The sequence below is a fragment of the Tumebacillus permanentifrigoris genome (assembly GCF_003148565.1).
Lineage (GTDB): Bacteria > Bacillota > Bacilli > Tumebacillales > Tumebacillaceae > Tumebacillus > Tumebacillus permanentifrigoris.
On record NZ_QGGL01000017.1, the window covers coordinates 40,022 to 56,745 of the forward strand.

Consider the following 16,724-nt stretch of genomic DNA (forward strand, 5'->3'; position numbering starts at 1 on the left):
CTTACAGCACCTTCGCCTTATCAGCCGGGATCAAACTCTCATCATACACCGCGACCCAACCGTCCTTGCTCTCGAAGATCCGAATCGCCTTGACCTTTTTCAGATCGGTTAGCGTGAACCAGTGACGCGTGTACGCCGGTACCGAGATCAGATCCCCCGGATACAGGATCACGTCAAAATACACATCATCATGCGGCCCCTTGATCGTGAAAATGCCTTCGCCATCCACGATGAAGCGAACTTCATCCTCCGTATGGTGATGCTCATCCACGAACTTCACCAGCAGTTCCTCGATGTTCGGGGTGTCCTTCGACAGCACGACAATGTCCTGAGACTGGTAGCCGCGTTTGGCAGACAGCGCCTTGATCTCCTCACCGAACACGTCGATGATCGACTGTTGCAACTCCGGGGTCACTTGGTAGCTGTCTTTCAGTTCGCCTTGCAGGCGGGTGATGTCCCAATTCTCGTAGATGATGCCTTGCGTTTCCAAAAACTTCGCTACGTTCTCGGTGCCTTCAATCAGTTCTTGCGTTTCAACAAAACGGATTACTGCCATGGTCAAAAAACCTCCTCAGATCGTTGCGATTAGAGTGCTGCCAACTCCACCGGCACGGTTGCGCCGCGCTGGTAAGACAGTTTCAAGAACAGGTAGTTGAACATCCATTCAAACGCTTGCACATGACGCTTCGCTGCAAATACATCCGCACCCCACGCGTAGATGCCATGGTTGCGAATCAACACCGCCGGAATCCGCGGGTCCAACACGTCACCGATCTCCGCCGCCAACTTCGGGATGTCCGCGTAGTTCTCCACGATCGGGATCTCGATCGCCGCGTTCTCCTCCCAGATGTTCAGCGCCTTGATCAGTTCAATCCCTTGCAACCGCACCTTGCCCTGCTCGAAGAAAATATCCGAGATCAGGTTGTTGTACAGGGTGTGTACATGCAAGCACGCCCCAGCTTCTGGTACGCGCTTGTAAACTTCTGCATGGATCAACGTCTCCGCAGACGGCTTCAAGGTCGTCGGTTCAATCGCCTTGGAATTGCCATCGACGACGAGGATGTCGTGAACGGTGAGGTTTTCCTTGTCCTTGCCGCTTGCCGTCACACCAAATGCCAACGGCTCCCCACTCAATTTGATCGACAGGTTGCCCGAAGTCGCCGGGAACCAGCCTTTCTCTGCAAAGTTCTTCGCCACATCCACAAGCCCTTGGGCTACACGGATGCGGTCTTCTTGGTTAAATGCGTAGGTCATTGGAAAACCTCCCCCTTCACGAGTTGTTGTAGTACCGCGATCACATCATGGAACGTTACAAATGGTGCATGTGCAAGCCCGAGCGCTTCACAATCCTTCAGCAATTTCGAACGGGCGATGACAAAGTCCGCCCGCTTCGCCGCTTGCAAATCGGTGATCGAGTCCCCGATCACGATCTTGAACAGGTCTTCCTCCGGAAACTTGCGCAACACAGTCGGTTTGCACATGCCGCAACCGTTGGTACAATGCTCGTCACAGGCATGCGGCCACGTGATGCGGATCGTCTCGCCGGAAAAATCACTGCCGTTGCAGTAGATCGGGTTCGCGATCGCATAAGGCTCCAGCAACGGTTTGACAAAAAAGTCGATGCCGCCGCTCGTCACCCAGAAATCGATCTCTTGCTCCTTGCAATACTCCAGAAATTCCGGGAACCCAGCGCGAATCGCCGCCACTTCCTGTGCATAGGCGGCCACTTCGTCACGGCGGGTGGTGGAGATGCCGTGGAACAGCGTACCAACGCCCTGTTGAATCGATATCTCTTGGTTAAGAATCTGATCCTTCGTCGTCTCCCAACCCGGCGCGCCAAAGCGTTCCATGATCGTTATGATCATGTCCCGCTCGGTGATCGTGCCGTCAAAGTCACAGAAAATCGCAATACGTTTGCTCATGGTTCCTCCTTTATTGTACAAACAGGTTATTTTTCAGACGGGTTGCCCCAAAGTGCCAACGCCGTCTCGAGCTCTTGAGAAGTCTCCGCCGTTTCGGAGAGTGTCTTGCCACTCAGCACACCCGCAATCGCCGCGCCAAACGCACGACCGCCAGCCGCTGCGCCACCCGGATGACCGTGCACGCCGCCACCTGCATTGATGATCTGGTCATTGCCCAGATCTTGGTACAGGTACGGCACCAATCCCGGATGGATGCCTGCACTCGGCACCGGGAAGGCACGCTTCACATCACCGCGCGCCTCCGTGAGAGCCTGTGCAATTTTCAACGTCTCGTTACGTTCCAGCGCCACGGAACCGTAAGCGGACGGGTACAGCACGATATCTGCCCCTGCGATGCGCATCAGTTGCCCCAACACGACATGCGCCGAGATGCCATACTGTGCCGAAGGGTACAACGCCCCCGCAAGTGCCGGGTGCGCCATGATCGGCACATTGATGCGCGAGTCTTCCGCGAGACGTTGCAACACGTCATAGCCGTAGGTCAGGACGTTCAGCAACAAAGCCGATGCCCCTGCGTCGACCGCACGGCGCGCCTTTTCAAAAATTTCAGTAACCGGACCCGTCAGGTTCGCCGCATACAGCGTGAACTTCCCCGTTTCCGCCTGCGCCCGTTCCGCAGCTATGCGGCACGCCGCGATGCGTTTTTCAAACGGTGCATAGGTCTCGTCAAAGAAAATCTCATCGTCCTTGACCAAGTCCACGCCGCCCAGTGCTTGTTGGTAGAACTGCTCCGCCAGCGTCTCGGTGTCATACCCGATGACCGATTTGAAGATGCTCATCAACAGCGGTCGGTCGTAGGCGTTCAGTTGCTTGCGAAGTCCGTCGATGCCGAACTTCGGGCCTGGGAATCGGCTGGAAAACTCGGTCGGGAGTTCGATGTTCACGAGGCGGATCATGCCGTCCATCGAGAGCTTGCCGAACACGGAAGTCAACAGCGCCGGGATGTCAGGCGTGAAATTGACGGTCGGGTACGCAATGGTCAGCAAGGCTTGTTCCAGACCGTTTGCATCGGTGCCGACGACTTCTGCCGAGACGACATGGCCGAGATGCTTTTGCATCGCTTCCTTGCGTGCGGCCGGCAATTCCGTCCACGTGCCAACGGTGAGCCCGATGGCGATCCCGTTGGCTTTTTTCTGCCAGTCGGTGCCCGGTTTGCTATGTGCGAGGTAGGTGACGTGTACAAACTCTGCAGTCTGCGTCATATGTGAAGGTCTCCTCTCGAAATCCATATAAAAAGCCTCTTTCTCAAAAAAAGACAAGAAAGAGGCATGCTTAGTGTGAAATAAGCCTTCGTGCCTCTTATCTTTCAGGAACCATGAAACTAGGTGTATTCCTGTAGGAGTTAGCACCGTGTATAAAGATACCGGTTGCCGGGCGTCATCGGGCCAGTCCCTCCGCCTGCTCTGGATAAGAAGTTCGTGCAATATTTATTTAATTGTCTTGCAACTACGAAACTATATTACAGGGTGTACCCCCTGCTGTCAATTGCTTTTTTGGTATTATTACAAGGAGAGTTTTACCATGCGATCTACAGCTTCTTGCAGGCGCTGCTCCGAAGTTAACAGACCCACGCGCACATAGCCTTCTCCGCTCACGCCAAAGCCATGGCCCGGCGCCACCATGACATGCGCCTGCTCCAGCATCATGTCGGAGAAGTCCAAGGACGTGAAGCCCTTGGGCACAGGTACCCATGTGAAAAATGATCCCTTTGGCATCAGTACATCCCAGCCTGCATCGCGCAAACCGCCGACGAATACGTCACGGCGGCGTTGGTAGGTCGCCGTCAGATCGTGTACGCAATCCTGCGGTGCGTTGAGCGCTGCAACCGCCGCCCGCTGGATGAACGAGGGCAGCGAGACGTAGTAGTGGTCTTGGATCAAGTTGATCGCCGCGACGACATCCTTGTTCCCCAGTGCGAAACCTACGCGCCAGCCTGCCATGTTGTATGTCTTGGACAGCGTGTAGAATTCGATTCCGACTTCCTTGGCTCCCTCTGCTTGCAGGAACGAGACCGGTTTCTCCCCATCGAAGCCGATCGCACCATAGGCGAAGTCGGACGCGACGACGATGTTGTGCTGGCGAGCGAATTCGATCGTGTCTTCATAGAAGGAAAGCGGTGCGGTTGCCGAGGTCGGATTGTTCGGGTAGTTGAGGAACATCAGCTTGGCCTTCGCAAGCTTGTCCGCCGGAATGTTCGAGTAGTCGGGCAGGAAGGCATTGTCCCGCAGCAACGGCATCATCACCATCTCGGCCCCGGCCAGCGCGACGCCCGACCAATAGTCCGGGTAGCCCGGATCTGGCACGAGCACCGCGTCACCTGGGTTGCAGAGGCATTGCGGGAGTTCGACGAGGCCGGTTTTGCCGCCAAACAGGATCGCGACTTCGGTCGCTGGGTCGAGATCGACGTTGAATTCGCGCTTGTACCAGTCGGAGATGGCGATTTTTAATTCGATCATGCCCGCGAACGGCGGATACTTGTGCGTGATCGGGTCCAGCACTTCGGTGCGCAGCGATTCGACGATATGCGGCGGGGTCGGCAAGTCCGGGTTGCCTTGACCGAGGTTGATGACGTCATGTCCAGCGTTGATCGCTTTGTTGACCTTCGCGACCATCGTGGAGAAAAATTGGGTGGGGAGCGCTTGCAGGCGGTCCGCTTGCTTTATGTTCATGGGTAAAAAAACCCCTCTCTCTTCAAGATTCTTTTTTACTATACAGCGAACCCAAGAGAAAGAAAAGTCTAACGATCGACGCACCAAAAAAGCCCCTCCCGCAGTCAAGACTGGGGAGGGGCTTTTTCCAGTACTACTTGCTGTAGACTACACCACGGTACGGGGTGTAGCTGAGGCCGGTGTAGTAAGACAGGGTGCGGGTAACGCCGCCTGCCGGGTCTTTGATAGTGAAGTCAGCAGCAGACGCGCCGGTGGTTGCGTAGCCGGAGATGACGACGAAGTGCGTGCCGCCTGCCGGTTTGTTCATGCCGACGATGTACGGTTTGCCGGAGTCAAGCGCTGCTTTCGCTGCGCTGTAGACGGTGCTCCAAGCGGTCGGCGAGGAGGTGGCGACGGTTCTGACGATCCCAGCGCCTGCCTTCGTGACTGCATCGCCGTAGACGAGCGGGCATGCGGATGCGCCCATTTTCACATTCAATTGACCTGGGTCAATGGCAACGCCGTAGTATTTGAAGACCATTGCGGTCGAGGTCAGCGTGCAACCAGCAGCAGAGATCGTGCTGCCACAGGAGGACATGACTTGGGAGCTCCAGGTCTGGCCCGATTGGCTGTAGAGCGGAACTGCGAGGGAAACGGATTGGATGGTGATGCCGTTTTGTTGCGTGCCTTCCGGAGTGGTAACGCCCAGGTTCGGGGATGCCATCGCCACTTGCGTGGTCAGCGCCAGAGCGGCGGTCAGTGCTACGAGAAATTTCTTCTTCATTTGAAAACCTCCCTATCTTTAATAATTCTGATTATATAATAGATAGGTTCTATTTTCAATAGTTTATTTATTATTTCCTTGCATAATTTATGACAAGGACGCAAAAAAGCCCCGTCCCTGCAGATCGCGGGACGAGGCTTGCTGTTCTACTTTGCATCAATTAAGTTGTCGGCATCGGGGTCGGCGTCGGTTGTGCGTAGCCTTCCTTGTACTTGCCGTCGATGATGTTGCGGATCTCGAGGACGGACTTGCCAGCTTCCTTGAGGTTCGCGGAGGTGACGGCGATGTTCATGCAGGTGTCGCAACGGGTGCCGTGGTCATCCCAGACGACCGTACCGTCTGATTTGACCTCATGGATGAAGCAGGACAGGTTGCTCATGTGACCTGCACTTCCCCCGCAGCCGCAGTAGCAAGGCATTTGGCTGATGAGGTCTTTGTTCGCTGCGGCGACTTTGTACGCCTTGATGATTTTCGGATCTTGGTTGAGCAGGAATGTCGGCAGGTCGGTCAGCGACTTGGTCTCCTCCTGAATGTCGCCATTGGCGACTTGGTGCTGATGTTCGGACAGTTTCATCACGGGTGCAGCTTGCGTGTCCGCAGCTCCGCCATTGTTCGCGGTCTGCGTGGCTGCACAACCTGCGAGCAGCATCATCGATCCAGACAGTACGCCGATGGCGATACGTGTAAATTTCATCGCTTGTTCCCTCCTCAAAAGTCGTTTCTATGTGTCACCAGTGTGAGCATTTCTGAGCTTGGACGATCCTTTTAACCGTAACTTTTTTCCTAGGCAAAGTCAATCCGGCGAATTTTTCATCAGGCGCATCCCGTTGGCGATGACGATCAAGGCAGCTCCGGTGTCAGCGAAGACCGCCATCCAGAGGTTGGAGAGACCGACCAGCGTCAAGGCGAGAAAAACGACTTTGACCCCAATCGAGAACCAGACGTTCTGCTTGATCACACCGAGCGCCCGCCGACTGAGGTCGAGAGCGAAAGGCAACTTGTGCAGATCGTCAGACATCAGCACGATGTCGGCCGTTTCCAGCGCTACATCAGTCCCAGCTCCCCCCATCGCGATCCCAATATCTGCGGCGGCCAATGCGGGGGCATCGTTGATGCCATCGCCAACCATCCCGACGTGTCCGAAACGTCGCTTGAGCTCCTGAATGCGCTCAAGTTTGTGCTCGGGGAGCAATTCAGCTTGCACTTCATCCAATTGAAGGCGTTCGGCGATCGTCTGTGCCACGCGTTCATGGTCCCCCGTGAGCATCACGGTGTGCGCAATGCCAGCGGCGCGGAGTTCTGTCAAGGCTTGGGCGCTCTCTTCGCGGAGGGTATCGGCGATGGCGATCAACCCATGAACGTGATGTTCATCAGCAAGCAGGACGACGGTGCGACCTTGGGCATGGTGTTCGGTGACAAGATCAGACCACGTTGCCTCTTGGGTGTTCTCCAGAATCCAAGCCGGACTTCCGATGCGGTAGAGCGTGCCGCGAACGAGACCTTGGGCACCCTTGCCGGGGATTGCTTGGAAGTTCTGAACGGTGGAAAGCGGCGTCGGGTCGAGCGTTTGGCTATGCGTGACGATGGCGCGGGCCAGCGGATGTTCAGATCGGGATTCGAGAGCGGCGGCAATTGCCAAAATCTGATCGGGCGGCAGGTCGCCAAGGGGTTCGATCTGCACGACACGCGGCTTGCCCTCCGTCAGCGTGCCCGTTTTGTCAAACGCGAGCGCTCGGAGCAGACCTGTCTGTTCGAGGATGGCACCGCCCTTGATCAGCACGCCATGTTTCGCCGCATTGCCGATGGCGGCGACGATGGAGACCGGGGTGGAGATGACGAGCGCACAGGGGCAGGCGATGACGAGCAGCACCAAGGCACGGTACAGCCACTCCTCGAACGATCCAAATTGGAACAGCGGCGGAAGGATGGCGACCATCACCGCAAGCAGGACGACGAGCGGCGTGTAATACGTGGCAAAGCGGTCGACGAACTGTTGCGACGGCGCTTTTTGCGCTTGGGCAGCTTCGACGAGGTGGATCATCCGTTGGATCGTGGAGTCCTCGACGCGCTTGGTGACACGGAATTCGAAGGCTCCCTGTTCGTTGAGCGAACCTGCGTACACGGTGTCGCCCGTTCGTTTGAAGACAGGGATCGATTCTCCGGTGACAGCCGCTTGGTTGATATGAGAGCTGCCGTCTGTGATCACACCGTCCATCGGGAGGCGAACACCTGGACGGACGATCACGATGTCGTCGAGGCGCAGGTCGGTGAGCGGTAGGGTCAGTTCTTGGTCATTGCGACGAACGAGCGCTTCCTTGGGCGTGAGGTTCATGAGATCGCGGATCGAACGGCGGGTGCGTTCCATCGTGCTGGCTTGCAACCAGTTGCCGACGGCAAACAGGAACACGACGGTCGCCCCTTCTGACCACTGTCCGATCGCAGCGGCGCCGACGGCGGCGACCGTCATGAGAAAATTCATGTCGAGCGTGACTGATTTCAGCGCGTAGAGACCTGAACGAGCTGCGTAGAAACCTCCGGAGAGCATAGCGAACAAGTAAAACAGGATGGCAGTGGTGGAGCTGATGTTGCCGTAATCGAACACCAGACCGACGGCGAGCAGGAGGCCGGAGATGGCGGTGAGCGTTGAACGGAAATTGCGCGCTGGCGAGCCGATGGCGAAGCTGGCGTTTTTGCCCTCGTCGAGGGTGGTGTCGAGCAGAGTGGGTTGGTAGCCAACTTGGGAGACCGCCTTCGCGATCGAGCCCAATTCAGCCGTGGCGGCAATGTGGATGACGATCATCTTGGTGGTGCTGAAATTTACATCCACGTCGCGCACACCGTCAAGTTTGCCAACTACGCGTTGGACAGTGCGGGCACACTCGCCACAGTCCATGCCATCAACTTGAAATACAGTTCGTGCCTCACCTGCTTGCAAGTCGCTAGGCAGCGTGGGCGCGTCGGAAAACATCGCAAGCTCCTCGCCGTGGCAAGAGCCGGAGTCGCAGCAACTGCCCGTGCTGGATGCCGGTGTACTACAGCAAGAGTCTGCGGAATGCGCGTGGTTCCCATGCTCATGTTCGTGGCCGTGTCGATGCTCATGCCGATGTTCGTGGCCATGTCCATGCTCGTGGCCATGCTGCTCATGCTCATGCTCATGCTCATGCTCATGCCCATGCTCGTTGTCCTGCCCGTGTCGGTGTTCGCTCATCTGCTACCCCTCCCTTCGTTTCAGAGTTATCTATGTGTGACGTGATGAAGACCGGTTTCAAAAAGCGTCAGGATATGTTCATCATCCAGACTGTAATAGTTCATGCGCCCAGACTTACGGCGCTTGATGATCCGCATGTTGCGAAGGAGTCGTAATTGGTGGGAGACAGCAGACTGCGTCATCTCCAGAGCGGCGGCGAGATCACATACGCACATCTCGCTGACGCTAAGCGCTCGGATGATGCGCACGCGCGTCGGATCGCCTAGCGCTGCAAAAATTGCCGCCAAGTCTGTCACTGCTTGCTCGTCCATCGCGGCCTCGCGCACTTGCGTGACCGTATCCTCATGAATCACATTGCAACAGGAATCTGTCGTCTCCAGTGGCTGCATACCCTCGCCCCCTCCTTGATGTATCTATATGATAACATATGAGCAATTGTTCATGTATCACAAATCAAAAAAAGCACCATCGCCGTCTACTGACCGGCGATGGCGCGTTGGAGCATGCCATCCATCTGAACTTTGGAGAGTGCGCCCTCACGGCGTTCCTTCACGATGCCGTTTTTATCGATGATGAACGTAGTCGGCACAGACACCACTCGGTAAGCGCTCTGCGCTTGGCCATCGACGTCCTTCAGCACCGGGATCGAGATCTTGAGATCCTGCAAAAACTTGGTGACGTCGTTCAGATCATCCTCTGAAGTCAAATTGACCGCATAGAACTCGACTTGATCCTTGTACTTTTCATACGTGGCCTGCAAGTCCGGAGTCTCGTTGCGACAGGGGCCGCACCAAGCAGCCCAGAAATTCACGACGACGGGCTTGCCCTTCAACTCGTCGAGCTTGACCGTCTGCTCCGTGCCCAAGGTCGCCAGTTCGAAACTAGGCGCACGATAACCAGATTGCGGCGACGGAGCGACGAGACGAGGATCGGCAGCGCCCGTCGGTTGTTGGGTGTCACCCTTGTACGTGGTGAGCACAGCCGCGCCTGCGAGCAGGACAAAAACGAGACCGCCGATGATGAGAGATTGGGTACGAGCCATAAAAATCCCCTCCCGCGCTTAGAAACCGATAAAACCGCCAGACAAGCGTAGCAACCATTGCGTAATCAGCGTCATGCCATTCGTGATCAGCAGAATCCCCATCAGCACCATGCCAAAGCCACCGATCTTGGTAATCAATTCGGAGTACTTCAACAGCCAGCGCACCGAACCGAGCGTATACGCCAAAAAAATGAACGGCAGCGCAAAGCCCAGCGAATAGAACAACATCAAGCTGCCCCCCGAGACGGGGTTGGTTGCAGCGATCGCCAGAACAGAGGCCAAAATGGGGCCGACACAGGGAGTCCAGCCGGCGGCAAACGAGATACCGACGACGATGGCGCCGAGGTAGCCGACGGGCTTGTTGCGAGTTTGAAACTTCTTGGTCTGCATCAGGAAGTCGATCTTGATCAGGCCGGACATGAACAGACCCATGACGATGATCAGGATGCCGCCGACTTGGCGAATCAAGACCTGATAGTCCATAAAAATCGTCCCGATCGTACCGGACGTAAAGCCGAGTGTCACGAAGATAATCGAGAAGCCGAGCACAAAAAACAGCGAGTGCGTCAGCGCTTTTTTCCGAAGGGTGCGCGTATCGCGCTCTGCGCCATACATCTGGTCATACGTGACGCCCGTGATATAAGACAGATAGGACGGATACAGCGGTAATACACAGGGTGAGACAAACGACAGCAGCCCTGCAAGAAACGCGATGATGAAGGTCGGATTCGAAGATGAGAGCACTTGAGCGTCCTCCTTTTGACTAGCTACTACTATACAGGAGAACCAACGCCCCTTCAAATGAACGTCCTGTGACTAGTGACCTCCAGCCAGTGGCAAAGTAGTCGAGAGGTGATCACCAATGCCAAAGACGAAACCCACGATCCCCCGCCTCGGCACCCAAGTATGGGTGTTGCTCGCAGGCGTTTTGTTTACACACTTGGGGACCTACATGCTCCTCCCCTACCTCTCCATCATTTTCTCCACAGAAAAGGGCCTCACGTTGGCACGTGTCGGCCTCGTGCTAGGAGCAGGCTCCGTCGCCTACCTAAGTGGTTCGCTCCTTGGAGGATTTATCGCCGACCGACTCGGCAAAAAAACGACCATGATCGCCGGCTTGCTCCTGCGCGCGATCGGACTGCTCCTGTTTATCTGGATGGGCACATGGATCGCGCTGTTCCTCACCAACCTGCTCGCCGGAGTTGGCAGTGGGCTCTACATGCCGGGAGCCAAAGCTGGGATCGCCGCCTACGCGAGAGAAGGCAGTAAGACCACTGCCTTCTCCTATCGAGGAGTTGCCGCCAATATCGGGGTGACCGTAGGACCGATGCTTGGCATGGTGCTTTTGAGACAATCTAGCGCTTGGTTGTTCGCAGGAGCTGCGATCGTCTATGCAGGACTGGCCCTCTCCCATGCCTTTCTACTAAAAAAAGACTGCATCGGACCCGACTGTCCCGAGCTCCCCAAAACAAAATTCCGGGCCCTGCTCACAGACCGACCGTTTCTCGTCTTCAGCTTCGCGACGATCTTCGTCTGGGCACTGTTCACCCAATTTACGCTCGCGTTGCCACTCCGAGCGGAACAAATCAAAGCCGCGCACAACATCGGTCTGATCTGGACGATCACGAGTCTCGTGGTGATCGTGTCACAGAGTGCGGTGACACGATTTTTCACCAAGCACCTGCATCCATTGGCCACGATGGCGACGGGTATGGTGATCCTCGGAGTGGCACTGGGATCCGTGGCATTTAGCCAAACGTACTGGCACTTGATGGCAAGTGCAGTCTTGTTCACGATTGGTGAGATGTTCATCATGCCCACATCGGACGCGATCGTGTCCGAACTAGCGACGCCGGAGTCGATGAGTGCGTACTTTGGGGTGGCGTCGTTCGTATTTGGGGCAGGAGAAGCGTTAGGCAATATCGGAGGAGGTCGCCTGATGCAAGCGGCCGTCGACCAAAACTTTCTCGAACTGCCATGGCTGCTCTATGCGATCGTCGGCCTCCTCCTCGCCATCGCCTATTACGCGATGTCAAAATGGGGCCCCCTCCAAACGCCGCTCACCACCACCCTCCAAAACCGAGTAGGCACTGAACCATTGCGCCCCAAAAAGAAACAACGAACCTAACCCACCACAAACAAAAACATACAAAACCAAACAAGCAAAAAAACAGCAAACACGCACAAAAACACAAGGGGCCACGCAAGCCAAGGGGGAGGGGATATGTGTAGTACGACTTTGATTTGCCATTCCTACCCTTTGAAATGTTTTACTCAATCAAAAGGAGAGGCAATTCACAGGAGTGCGGAGCATATCCCCGACCCCTGGCGCCACCCCTAGCGTCACCCCGAACTCCCCCTCTAACTCCCCCGAACATAAGGAAGTACATATCCAACATCTCCCTCTCCGTGGTACACTTAGGAAAACGGTTTCGTAAAAAGGAGATCGTCACATGAGTGCTGCGAAGATCAGCTCAACCCGCATCCTGCTCTTGTTTTTATTCATGAACATCATCAACTACGTCGACCGCCAAGTTGTCTCTGGGGTACTCCCGCTGTTGAAAGACCACTTCACCCTCACAGACACCGCACTAGGGCTACTCGGCACCGCGTTTATGATCACCTACACCCTGACCGCCATCCCATTCGGGGCTTGGTCCGACCGATGGAAGCCGCATAAAGTCGCGGCGATTGGCGTAGCAGTGTGGTCGCTTGCCACCGTGTCCTCAGCACTCGCTTGGTCGTTCGCGTCGCTGTTCATCTTCCGAGCCCTCGTCGGGATCGGAGAGGCGGCCTATGTATCAACAGCGAGTACCATTCTCTCCAACGTCTACCCAGAAAACAAACGCTCAGGAATCCTCGGGCTGTTTAACCTCGGGATGCCGATTGGCGGCGCGATTGGGGTTGTACTGGGCGGATGGATTGGTGCAAAGTTCGGTTGGCAGTGGGCGTTCTTCCTCGTTGGAGTGCCGGGATTGATCCTTGCCTACCTCGCGTGGAAACTGCCGTTGCCTAAGCCCGTCAACGCTCCGACCCGTCCGAAATTCAGTCTGCGAGAACTTGGAGTGTTGATGAAAAACCGCGCCTTCTTCTGGAGCGCGCTGGGTTACGCGGGGATCTCGTTCGCATTCGGAGCGATCGTGCTGTTCGTCCCGACCTTCTTCCAACGGGAATTGGGCTATGAACTAGGAACCGCTACCATGCTCGCCGGAGCCCTGCAAGTCGGAGCCGGATTGCTTGGCGCACCGATTGGGGGGTACGTTGCGGACTTCTGGCAAAAACGGGATAAGCGTGGCCGTGCCTACACGCTCGTGCTCTCGATGGCGGCTTCAGCGATCCTGTTGTGGGGCGGATTACTTTTCCACAGCTTGACACTGTTCTTCCTCTCCGCGTTCTTCATGCTCTGGCATGTAGGCGTTGCAGCCTCCCTGATCTTCGATGTGACCGAGCCGGGAGTGTGGAACACCGCCAATGCATTTGCGATGTTCATGATGCACCTCTTGGGAGACATCCCGAGCCCAGTGATCGTTGGCTACATCTCGGACAAAGCGAGCCTCACCACTGCATTTGCGGTGATGCCGATCGCCATGCTGTTCGCCTCCGTATGCTTTTGGCGAGCAAGCCGGCACCAATCAAAAGAAAGTAGCAAAACCCCGCGTCTCGTCTAGAGATGCGGGGTTTTTTTTGCCATCAAGACTTCACATAGTACACAGTGGCGATACAAGCGATCGCCACGATCCAGTAGACCACTTTAAGCATCGCTTGCTTGTCTTTCGGTAGGCGTTCTAGCTCGATCTCCGCAATCTTATGCTTGATCTGCGGCTCGTTTTTGAGATAGATACGCTCCCAGTTCGGGAGATGCCGATACAGAATCCCGGCTACCATCACGAGCAACGCCATCGTACTGCCCAACGGTTGATCAATCCAGAGGAAGAAACCTACCGCCCCGAGAATCACAAGCGTCGTCGCGATGACGATGTAGCGGATCAAGAGGACGAGCAGCACATAGGAGAGGACGATGATGATCAGCGGCAACGGGTACAGCGCTAGGATCGCCCCGCCTGCCGTGGCGAGTGCTTTGCCCCCGCGAAAACCGGTGTAGAACGAGAACACGTGACCGAGCACCGCACCTGCGGCCGTACAGAACGCGAGAACTTGATCATCCGTGATCAAGAGAACGAGCAGAGTCGGGATCAACCCTTTTAAAATGTCACAGACCAGTACGGTAACCGCTGCACCCTTGCCGTACACAGCAAGCGTATTGGTTGCGCCGGGATTGCCACTTCCTTGGGCGAAGATATTACCGCCCCTCGCCTTCGAAACCAAGAAGGCAAAAGGGGTTGAACCTATGATATAACCGATCAAGAGAACCAACAACATCGTATACGTCATCTCGTCACCTCATGTACAAACATTCAGAATAAGTACCTCTATTGTAGCATGAAAAAAGGGCCATTGGTGGTTTTCTTTACCAACGGCCCTTGCGTTTTTTAAGTTTGTTAACGATCCCAAAGCTCCATCTCGCGCAAAACCTTCACGACGCGGTCGGGGTAGTCGCTACAGATGCCATCGACACCCCATTCGAGCAATTGCCGAATTTGTCGTTCCTCATTAATCGTCCACACATGCACTTTGACCCCGTGCCCGTGCGCGATCTCGACGGAACGCGGAGTGACCACCGGGATGCCATATTGCGAAACTGGCACTTGAAACGCATCGACAGGCGGCTTGTAAAATTTCTGCATCCCACATCGCCAGTACGCGACGAACTCCACCATGTTGCGCGTGTTCGCACTGGTTGCGACTTGGCGCAGGCCCAGCCGTCGAAACCGCTGCATCGTCACACTGTGAAACGAAGTGACCAAGACGCGATCCTGTGCATCGTGCCGCTTGATCGTCTCCACCAAGGCCAATTCCAGCGGTGGTGTCTTTTGCTTGATGTCCATGTTGACACGAATCGTCGGAAACTCTTGCAACACCTCGTCGAGCGTCGGAATCGTCACGCCCTGACCTCGAAATGGGTACGTTCGTCCACCATCGGTGGAAAACTGATAGCCGAAATCGATCGACTTGAGCTCGGCGAGCGTCATGTCCCTGATCCAGCCCTTGCCGTCGGTGAGCCGGTCTACCGTCTCATCGTGACTCAACACAACATGCCCATCGCGCGTCATGTGGATGTCGGTCTCAAATGCGTCAGCCCCCATCTCGACCGCCAGTTGAAACGCCTCGCGCGTGTTCGATGGCGCATGACCTGACGCCCCTTGGTGTGCAAGCACCATCGGGCGCGGCAGGTCCAGATAAGGCTTGGTCTTGCTGAGCCTCATGTGTCTCCCCCGTTTCTTTCTCTCTCCCCGTCATCGGGCACTACTCGATTGTGCGTTGGATCATCTGGGCGCGTTCTGGGTGGGTCGCAATCGCAACTTCTCCACCAGCCCCCCGAAGCGTCAGACGCCCCGTCTCTTGCGCGAACACCTGCGCGCCTTCTAAGGCAAACAGGCGTTTTTCCGTGGACGTGAGACAGACGACGCCGTCGAGGACGGACAGGTAGAGCTTGGCACCCTCTGCTACCCCATCCAAGGTGCCGCGGAGGTACGTAACCATCCCTTCGTAGCGGACGGCGCGTTCCTCGTAAGCGTCGCGGGCGAGGCGGAGCAGCCCGCTTTTTCTCGATTCAAAATACTGCCCGATCGTGATCCCGATGAGGATCAGCGTGGCCAAGATGCCGATGAACATCTGTGCCGCCCCCTCTTAGGAATGACCTTGTGCAGCATAATCATCAGCATGCCAAGCCCCGATACTGCGCAGAATCTCCTCGCGTTGGCGAAGGTAGTCGTCCTTGGCGATCACGGGTTCAAGGTCAAAATTGCTGATCGACCGGTCCAATTTCAGCCATGACTTGCACCCGCTGTACTCGCTCTCGACTTTGATCGTCTTGGGTTCCGACAGACGGTAGGCGCGCAGGAGCAGGATGTGCAGAGGTCTGTCCGCTTGCCACTGCAAGCGCTCCTGTGCATAATTCGGCGTGAGGATGTGGTACGGATCGAACTTCTTCAACAACTCCTCGTCCGCCTTGATGGTGATGTCGTCGGTGACGTGCCCGACATGCGTGATCGTCACTTGTCGAGGCGGCAGTTCCCGGCCTTCGAGAGTCTGTTGCAACAGGTCTCGATAAGCGGGCTTGATCAAGTCCACATTTTGATGCTCGTAGGTCGGGTACAGGTAGAAGGATTGTTCCTCCAACCGGAAATCCTGCGTCTCTTCGGTGATTCCGCCCTTGCGGATCAACACGACTTGCTCACCTCTGGCGATTGCTTCGATGCAAACCGCCCACTCCTTCAACGCCACTTCCTTGATCGGCAAGTGCGGGCTGTGCAAATCCACGGAGAAAGATCGGAAGCTCACAGACATCTGGTTCACTCCTTCGATTCTGGTGGCACGTCCTGAAAGGTTAGTTTTGCCAAACGCCGCTTTCTTATCACGCGATATACAAACGGCGCAATCAACGACAAGACGACGAGCACGATAATCCAATAGCGGAACGGATAGACGATCTCCTCAATCCGATGCAAGCGATGGCTGACATACTGCCCGAGCAACAGAAACGTCAGCGCCCAGAACAACGCACCCGCGTAGGCAAACGGCGCGAAGATGCGGTACTTCATCCGCGTCACACCTGCCGTGAGCGCCGTCACATGGCGAAGTCCGGGTACGAAATAGCCGAAAAAGATCATCATCCAGCCGAACCGTTCCATATAACGCTCGACTTTGAACAAGCGCTCCTCCGTCAAGTGCAAAAACCGCCCAAACCGCGTCACCACCCCACGGCCGACAACTCGTCCAATCACATAGCTAAGCGAAATCCCGCAGATGCTCCCCAGCCAAGCAGCCGTCAGCGATCCCCAGAAATTCATATGTCCTTTGTGTATCGCGATCCCGACCAGCGACAACAACGCCTCATCTGGCAACGGAATCCCCACAATCCCCAATAGAAGCAACACAAACAGTCCGAAGTACCCGTAGTGGTCCAGGAACTGCATCCAATGTTCGATCTAAATCACCC

Annotated in this window: 18 protein-coding genes and 1 riboswitch; of the genes, 2 read left to right on the forward strand and 16 right to left on the reverse strand. The window is 55.9% G+C overall.

Features of this window, described 5'->3' with window-relative positions; translation table 11 throughout:
- Position 1: 1 nt before the first annotated feature.
- The 11 genes from C7459_RS17645 to C7459_RS17700 form a co-directional block, all read right to left on the reverse strand.
- The gene (locus tag C7459_RS17645; protein WP_109690609.1) at positions 2 to 556 is read right to left on the reverse strand and encodes a cupin domain-containing protein; all 555 of its coding nucleotides are present in this window, start codon (positions 554 to 556) and stop codon (positions 2 to 4) included.
- 29 nt (positions 557 to 585) lie between these two features.
- Positions 586 to 1,254: a methylthioribulose 1-phosphate dehydratase gene (locus tag C7459_RS17650; protein WP_109690610.1), complete on the reverse strand. Its 669-nt coding sequence runs from the start codon at positions 1,252 to 1,254 to the stop codon at positions 586 to 588.
- The gene (locus C7459_RS17655) at positions 1,251 to 1,922 is read right to left on the reverse strand and encodes a 2-hydroxy-3-keto-5-methylthiopentenyl-1-phosphate phosphatase (RefSeq protein ID WP_109690611.1); all 672 of its coding nucleotides are present in this window, start codon (positions 1,920 to 1,922) and stop codon (positions 1,251 to 1,253) included. Before C7459_RS17655 ends, C7459_RS17650 begins: the two co-directional genes overlap by 4 nt.
- Before the next feature lie 26 nt (positions 1,923 to 1,948).
- Complete coding sequence (locus tag C7459_RS17660) at positions 1,949 to 3,184, reverse strand: 2,3-diketo-5-methylthiopentyl-1-phosphate enolase (RefSeq protein WP_109690612.1); 1,236 nt, start codon at positions 3,182 to 3,184, stop codon at positions 1,949 to 1,951.
- A 94-nt stretch (positions 3,185 to 3,278) separates the two neighbouring features.
- Positions 3,279 to 3,396, reverse strand: a riboswitch (SAM riboswitch).
- An 88-nt stretch (positions 3,397 to 3,484) separates the two neighbouring features.
- Entirely contained in the window at positions 3,485 to 4,651 is a 1,167-nt protein-coding gene (locus tag C7459_RS17665; RefSeq protein WP_109690613.1) for a pyridoxal phosphate-dependent aminotransferase, read from the reverse strand.
- A gap of 133 nt (positions 4,652 to 4,784) precedes the next feature.
- Positions 4,785 to 5,414, reverse strand: a complete 630-nt coding sequence (locus C7459_RS17670) for a C39 family peptidase (RefSeq protein WP_109690614.1) — start codon at positions 5,412 to 5,414, stop codon at positions 4,785 to 4,787.
- Between the two features lie 160 nt (positions 5,415 to 5,574).
- Entirely contained in the window at positions 5,575 to 6,108 is a 534-nt protein-coding gene (locus tag C7459_RS17675) for a PCYCGC motif-containing (lipo)protein (protein WP_109690615.1), read from the reverse strand.
- Positions 6,109 to 6,207: 99 nt separating this feature from the next.
- The gene (locus C7459_RS17680; RefSeq protein WP_245884618.1) at positions 6,208 to 8,622 is read right to left on the reverse strand and encodes a heavy metal translocating P-type ATPase; all 2,415 of its coding nucleotides are present in this window, start codon (positions 8,620 to 8,622) and stop codon (positions 6,208 to 6,210) included.
- A 26-nt stretch (positions 8,623 to 8,648) separates the two neighbouring features.
- The gene (locus C7459_RS17690) at positions 8,649 to 9,011 is read right to left on the reverse strand and encodes an ArsR/SmtB family transcription factor (RefSeq protein WP_109690617.1); all 363 of its coding nucleotides are present in this window, start codon (positions 9,009 to 9,011) and stop codon (positions 8,649 to 8,651) included.
- An 86-nt stretch (positions 9,012 to 9,097) separates the two neighbouring features.
- Positions 9,098 to 9,664, reverse strand: coding sequence for a TlpA family protein disulfide reductase (locus C7459_RS17695; protein ID WP_109690618.1), 567 nt, complete (start codon positions 9,662 to 9,664; stop codon positions 9,098 to 9,100).
- Between the two features lie 18 nt (positions 9,665 to 9,682).
- Positions 9,683 to 10,408, reverse strand: a complete 726-nt coding sequence (locus tag C7459_RS17700; protein WP_109690619.1) for a cytochrome c biogenesis CcdA family protein — start codon at positions 10,406 to 10,408, stop codon at positions 9,683 to 9,685.
- Positions 10,409 to 10,526: 118 nt separating this feature from the next.
- Here C7459_RS17700 and C7459_RS17705 point away from each other — a divergent pair, with 118 nt between their 5' ends.
- Positions 10,527 to 11,792, forward strand: coding sequence for an MDR family MFS transporter (locus tag C7459_RS17705; protein ID WP_109690620.1), 1,266 nt, complete (start codon positions 10,527 to 10,529; stop codon positions 11,790 to 11,792).
- Positions 11,793 to 12,117: 325 nt separating this feature from the next.
- Complete coding sequence (locus C7459_RS17710) at positions 12,118 to 13,332, forward strand: spinster family MFS transporter (RefSeq protein WP_109690621.1); 1,215 nt, start codon at positions 12,118 to 12,120, stop codon at positions 13,330 to 13,332.
- Positions 13,333 to 13,354: 22 nt separating this feature from the next.
- Here the strand turns inward: C7459_RS17710 and plsY are convergent, their stop codons facing one another.
- The 5 genes from plsY to C7459_RS17735 form a co-directional block, all read right to left on the reverse strand.
- Positions 13,355 to 14,056, reverse strand: coding sequence for a glycerol-3-phosphate 1-O-acyltransferase PlsY (gene plsY / locus C7459_RS17715; RefSeq protein ID WP_109690622.1), 702 nt, complete (start codon positions 14,054 to 14,056; stop codon positions 13,355 to 13,357).
- A gap of 107 nt (positions 14,057 to 14,163) precedes the next feature.
- On the reverse strand, positions 14,164 to 14,988 hold the full coding sequence (locus C7459_RS17720) for a glycerophosphodiester phosphodiesterase family protein (protein WP_109690623.1): 825 nt from the start codon (positions 14,986 to 14,988) through the stop codon (positions 14,164 to 14,166).
- A gap of 40 nt (positions 14,989 to 15,028) precedes the next feature.
- Positions 15,029 to 15,397: a hypothetical protein gene (locus C7459_RS17725; protein WP_109690624.1), complete on the reverse strand. Its 369-nt coding sequence runs from the start codon at positions 15,395 to 15,397 to the stop codon at positions 15,029 to 15,031.
- 15 nt (positions 15,398 to 15,412) lie between these two features.
- Positions 15,413 to 16,072, reverse strand: a complete 660-nt coding sequence (locus tag C7459_RS17730) for a DUF1802 family protein (RefSeq protein ID WP_109690625.1) — start codon at positions 16,070 to 16,072, stop codon at positions 15,413 to 15,415.
- A gap of 5 nt (positions 16,073 to 16,077) precedes the next feature.
- On the reverse strand, positions 16,078 to 16,701 hold the full coding sequence (locus C7459_RS17735) for a DedA family protein (RefSeq protein WP_109690626.1): 624 nt from the start codon (positions 16,699 to 16,701) through the stop codon (positions 16,078 to 16,080).
- Positions 16,702 to 16,724: the final 23 nt, after the last annotated feature.

Bases quoted from the DNA above. Each gene is read 5' to 3' on its own strand.
- C7459_RS17645 (WP_109690609.1), bottom strand. From the start codon at position 556: ATGGCAGTAATCCGTTTTGTTGAAACGCAAGAACTGATTGAAGGCACC.
- C7459_RS17650 (WP_109690610.1), bottom strand. From the start codon at position 1,254: ATGACCTACGCATTTAACCAAGAAGACCGCATCCGTGTAGCCCAAGGG.
- C7459_RS17655 (WP_109690611.1), bottom strand. From the start codon at position 1,922: ATGAGCAAACGTATTGCGATTTTCTGTGACTTTGACGGCACGATCACC.
- C7459_RS17660 (WP_109690612.1), bottom strand. From the start codon at position 3,184: ATGACGCAGACTGCAGAGTTTGTACACGTCACCTACCTCGCACATAGC.
- C7459_RS17665 (WP_109690613.1), bottom strand. From the start codon at position 4,651: ATGAACATAAAGCAAGCGGACCGCCTGCAAGCGCTCCCCACCCAATTT.
- C7459_RS17670 (WP_109690614.1), bottom strand. From the start codon at position 5,414: ATGAAGAAGAAATTTCTCGTAGCACTGACCGCCGCTCTGGCGCTGACC.
- C7459_RS17675 (WP_109690615.1), bottom strand. From the start codon at position 6,108: ATGAAATTTACACGTATCGCCATCGGCGTACTGTCTGGATCGATGATG.
- C7459_RS17680 (WP_245884618.1), bottom strand. From the start codon at position 8,622: ATGAGCGAACACCGACACGGGCAGGACAACGAGCATGGGCATGAGCAT.
- C7459_RS17690 (WP_109690617.1), bottom strand. From the start codon at position 9,011: ATGCAGCCACTGGAGACGACAGATTCCTGTTGCAATGTGATTCATGAG.
- C7459_RS17695 (WP_109690618.1), bottom strand. From the start codon at position 9,664: ATGGCTCGTACCCAATCTCTCATCATCGGCGGTCTCGTTTTTGTCCTG.
- C7459_RS17705 (WP_109690620.1), top strand. From the start codon at position 10,527: ATGCCAAAGACGAAACCCACGATCCCCCGCCTCGGCACCCAAGTATGG.
- C7459_RS17710 (WP_109690621.1), top strand. From the start codon at position 12,118: ATGAGTGCTGCGAAGATCAGCTCAACCCGCATCCTGCTCTTGTTTTTA.
- plsY (WP_109690622.1), bottom strand. From the start codon at position 14,056: ATGACGTATACGATGTTGTTGGTTCTCTTGATCGGTTATATCATAGGT.
- C7459_RS17720 (WP_109690623.1), bottom strand. From the start codon at position 14,988: ATGAGGCTCAGCAAGACCAAGCCTTATCTGGACCTGCCGCGCCCGATG.
- C7459_RS17725 (WP_109690624.1), bottom strand. From the start codon at position 15,397: ATGTTCATCGGCATCTTGGCCACGCTGATCCTCATCGGGATCACGATC.
- C7459_RS17730 (WP_109690625.1), bottom strand. From the start codon at position 16,072: ATGTCTGTGAGCTTCCGATCTTTCTCCGTGGATTTGCACAGCCCGCAC.
- C7459_RS17735 (WP_109690626.1), bottom strand. From the start codon at position 16,701: ATGCAGTTCCTGGACCACTACGGGTACTTCGGACTGTTTGTGTTGCTT.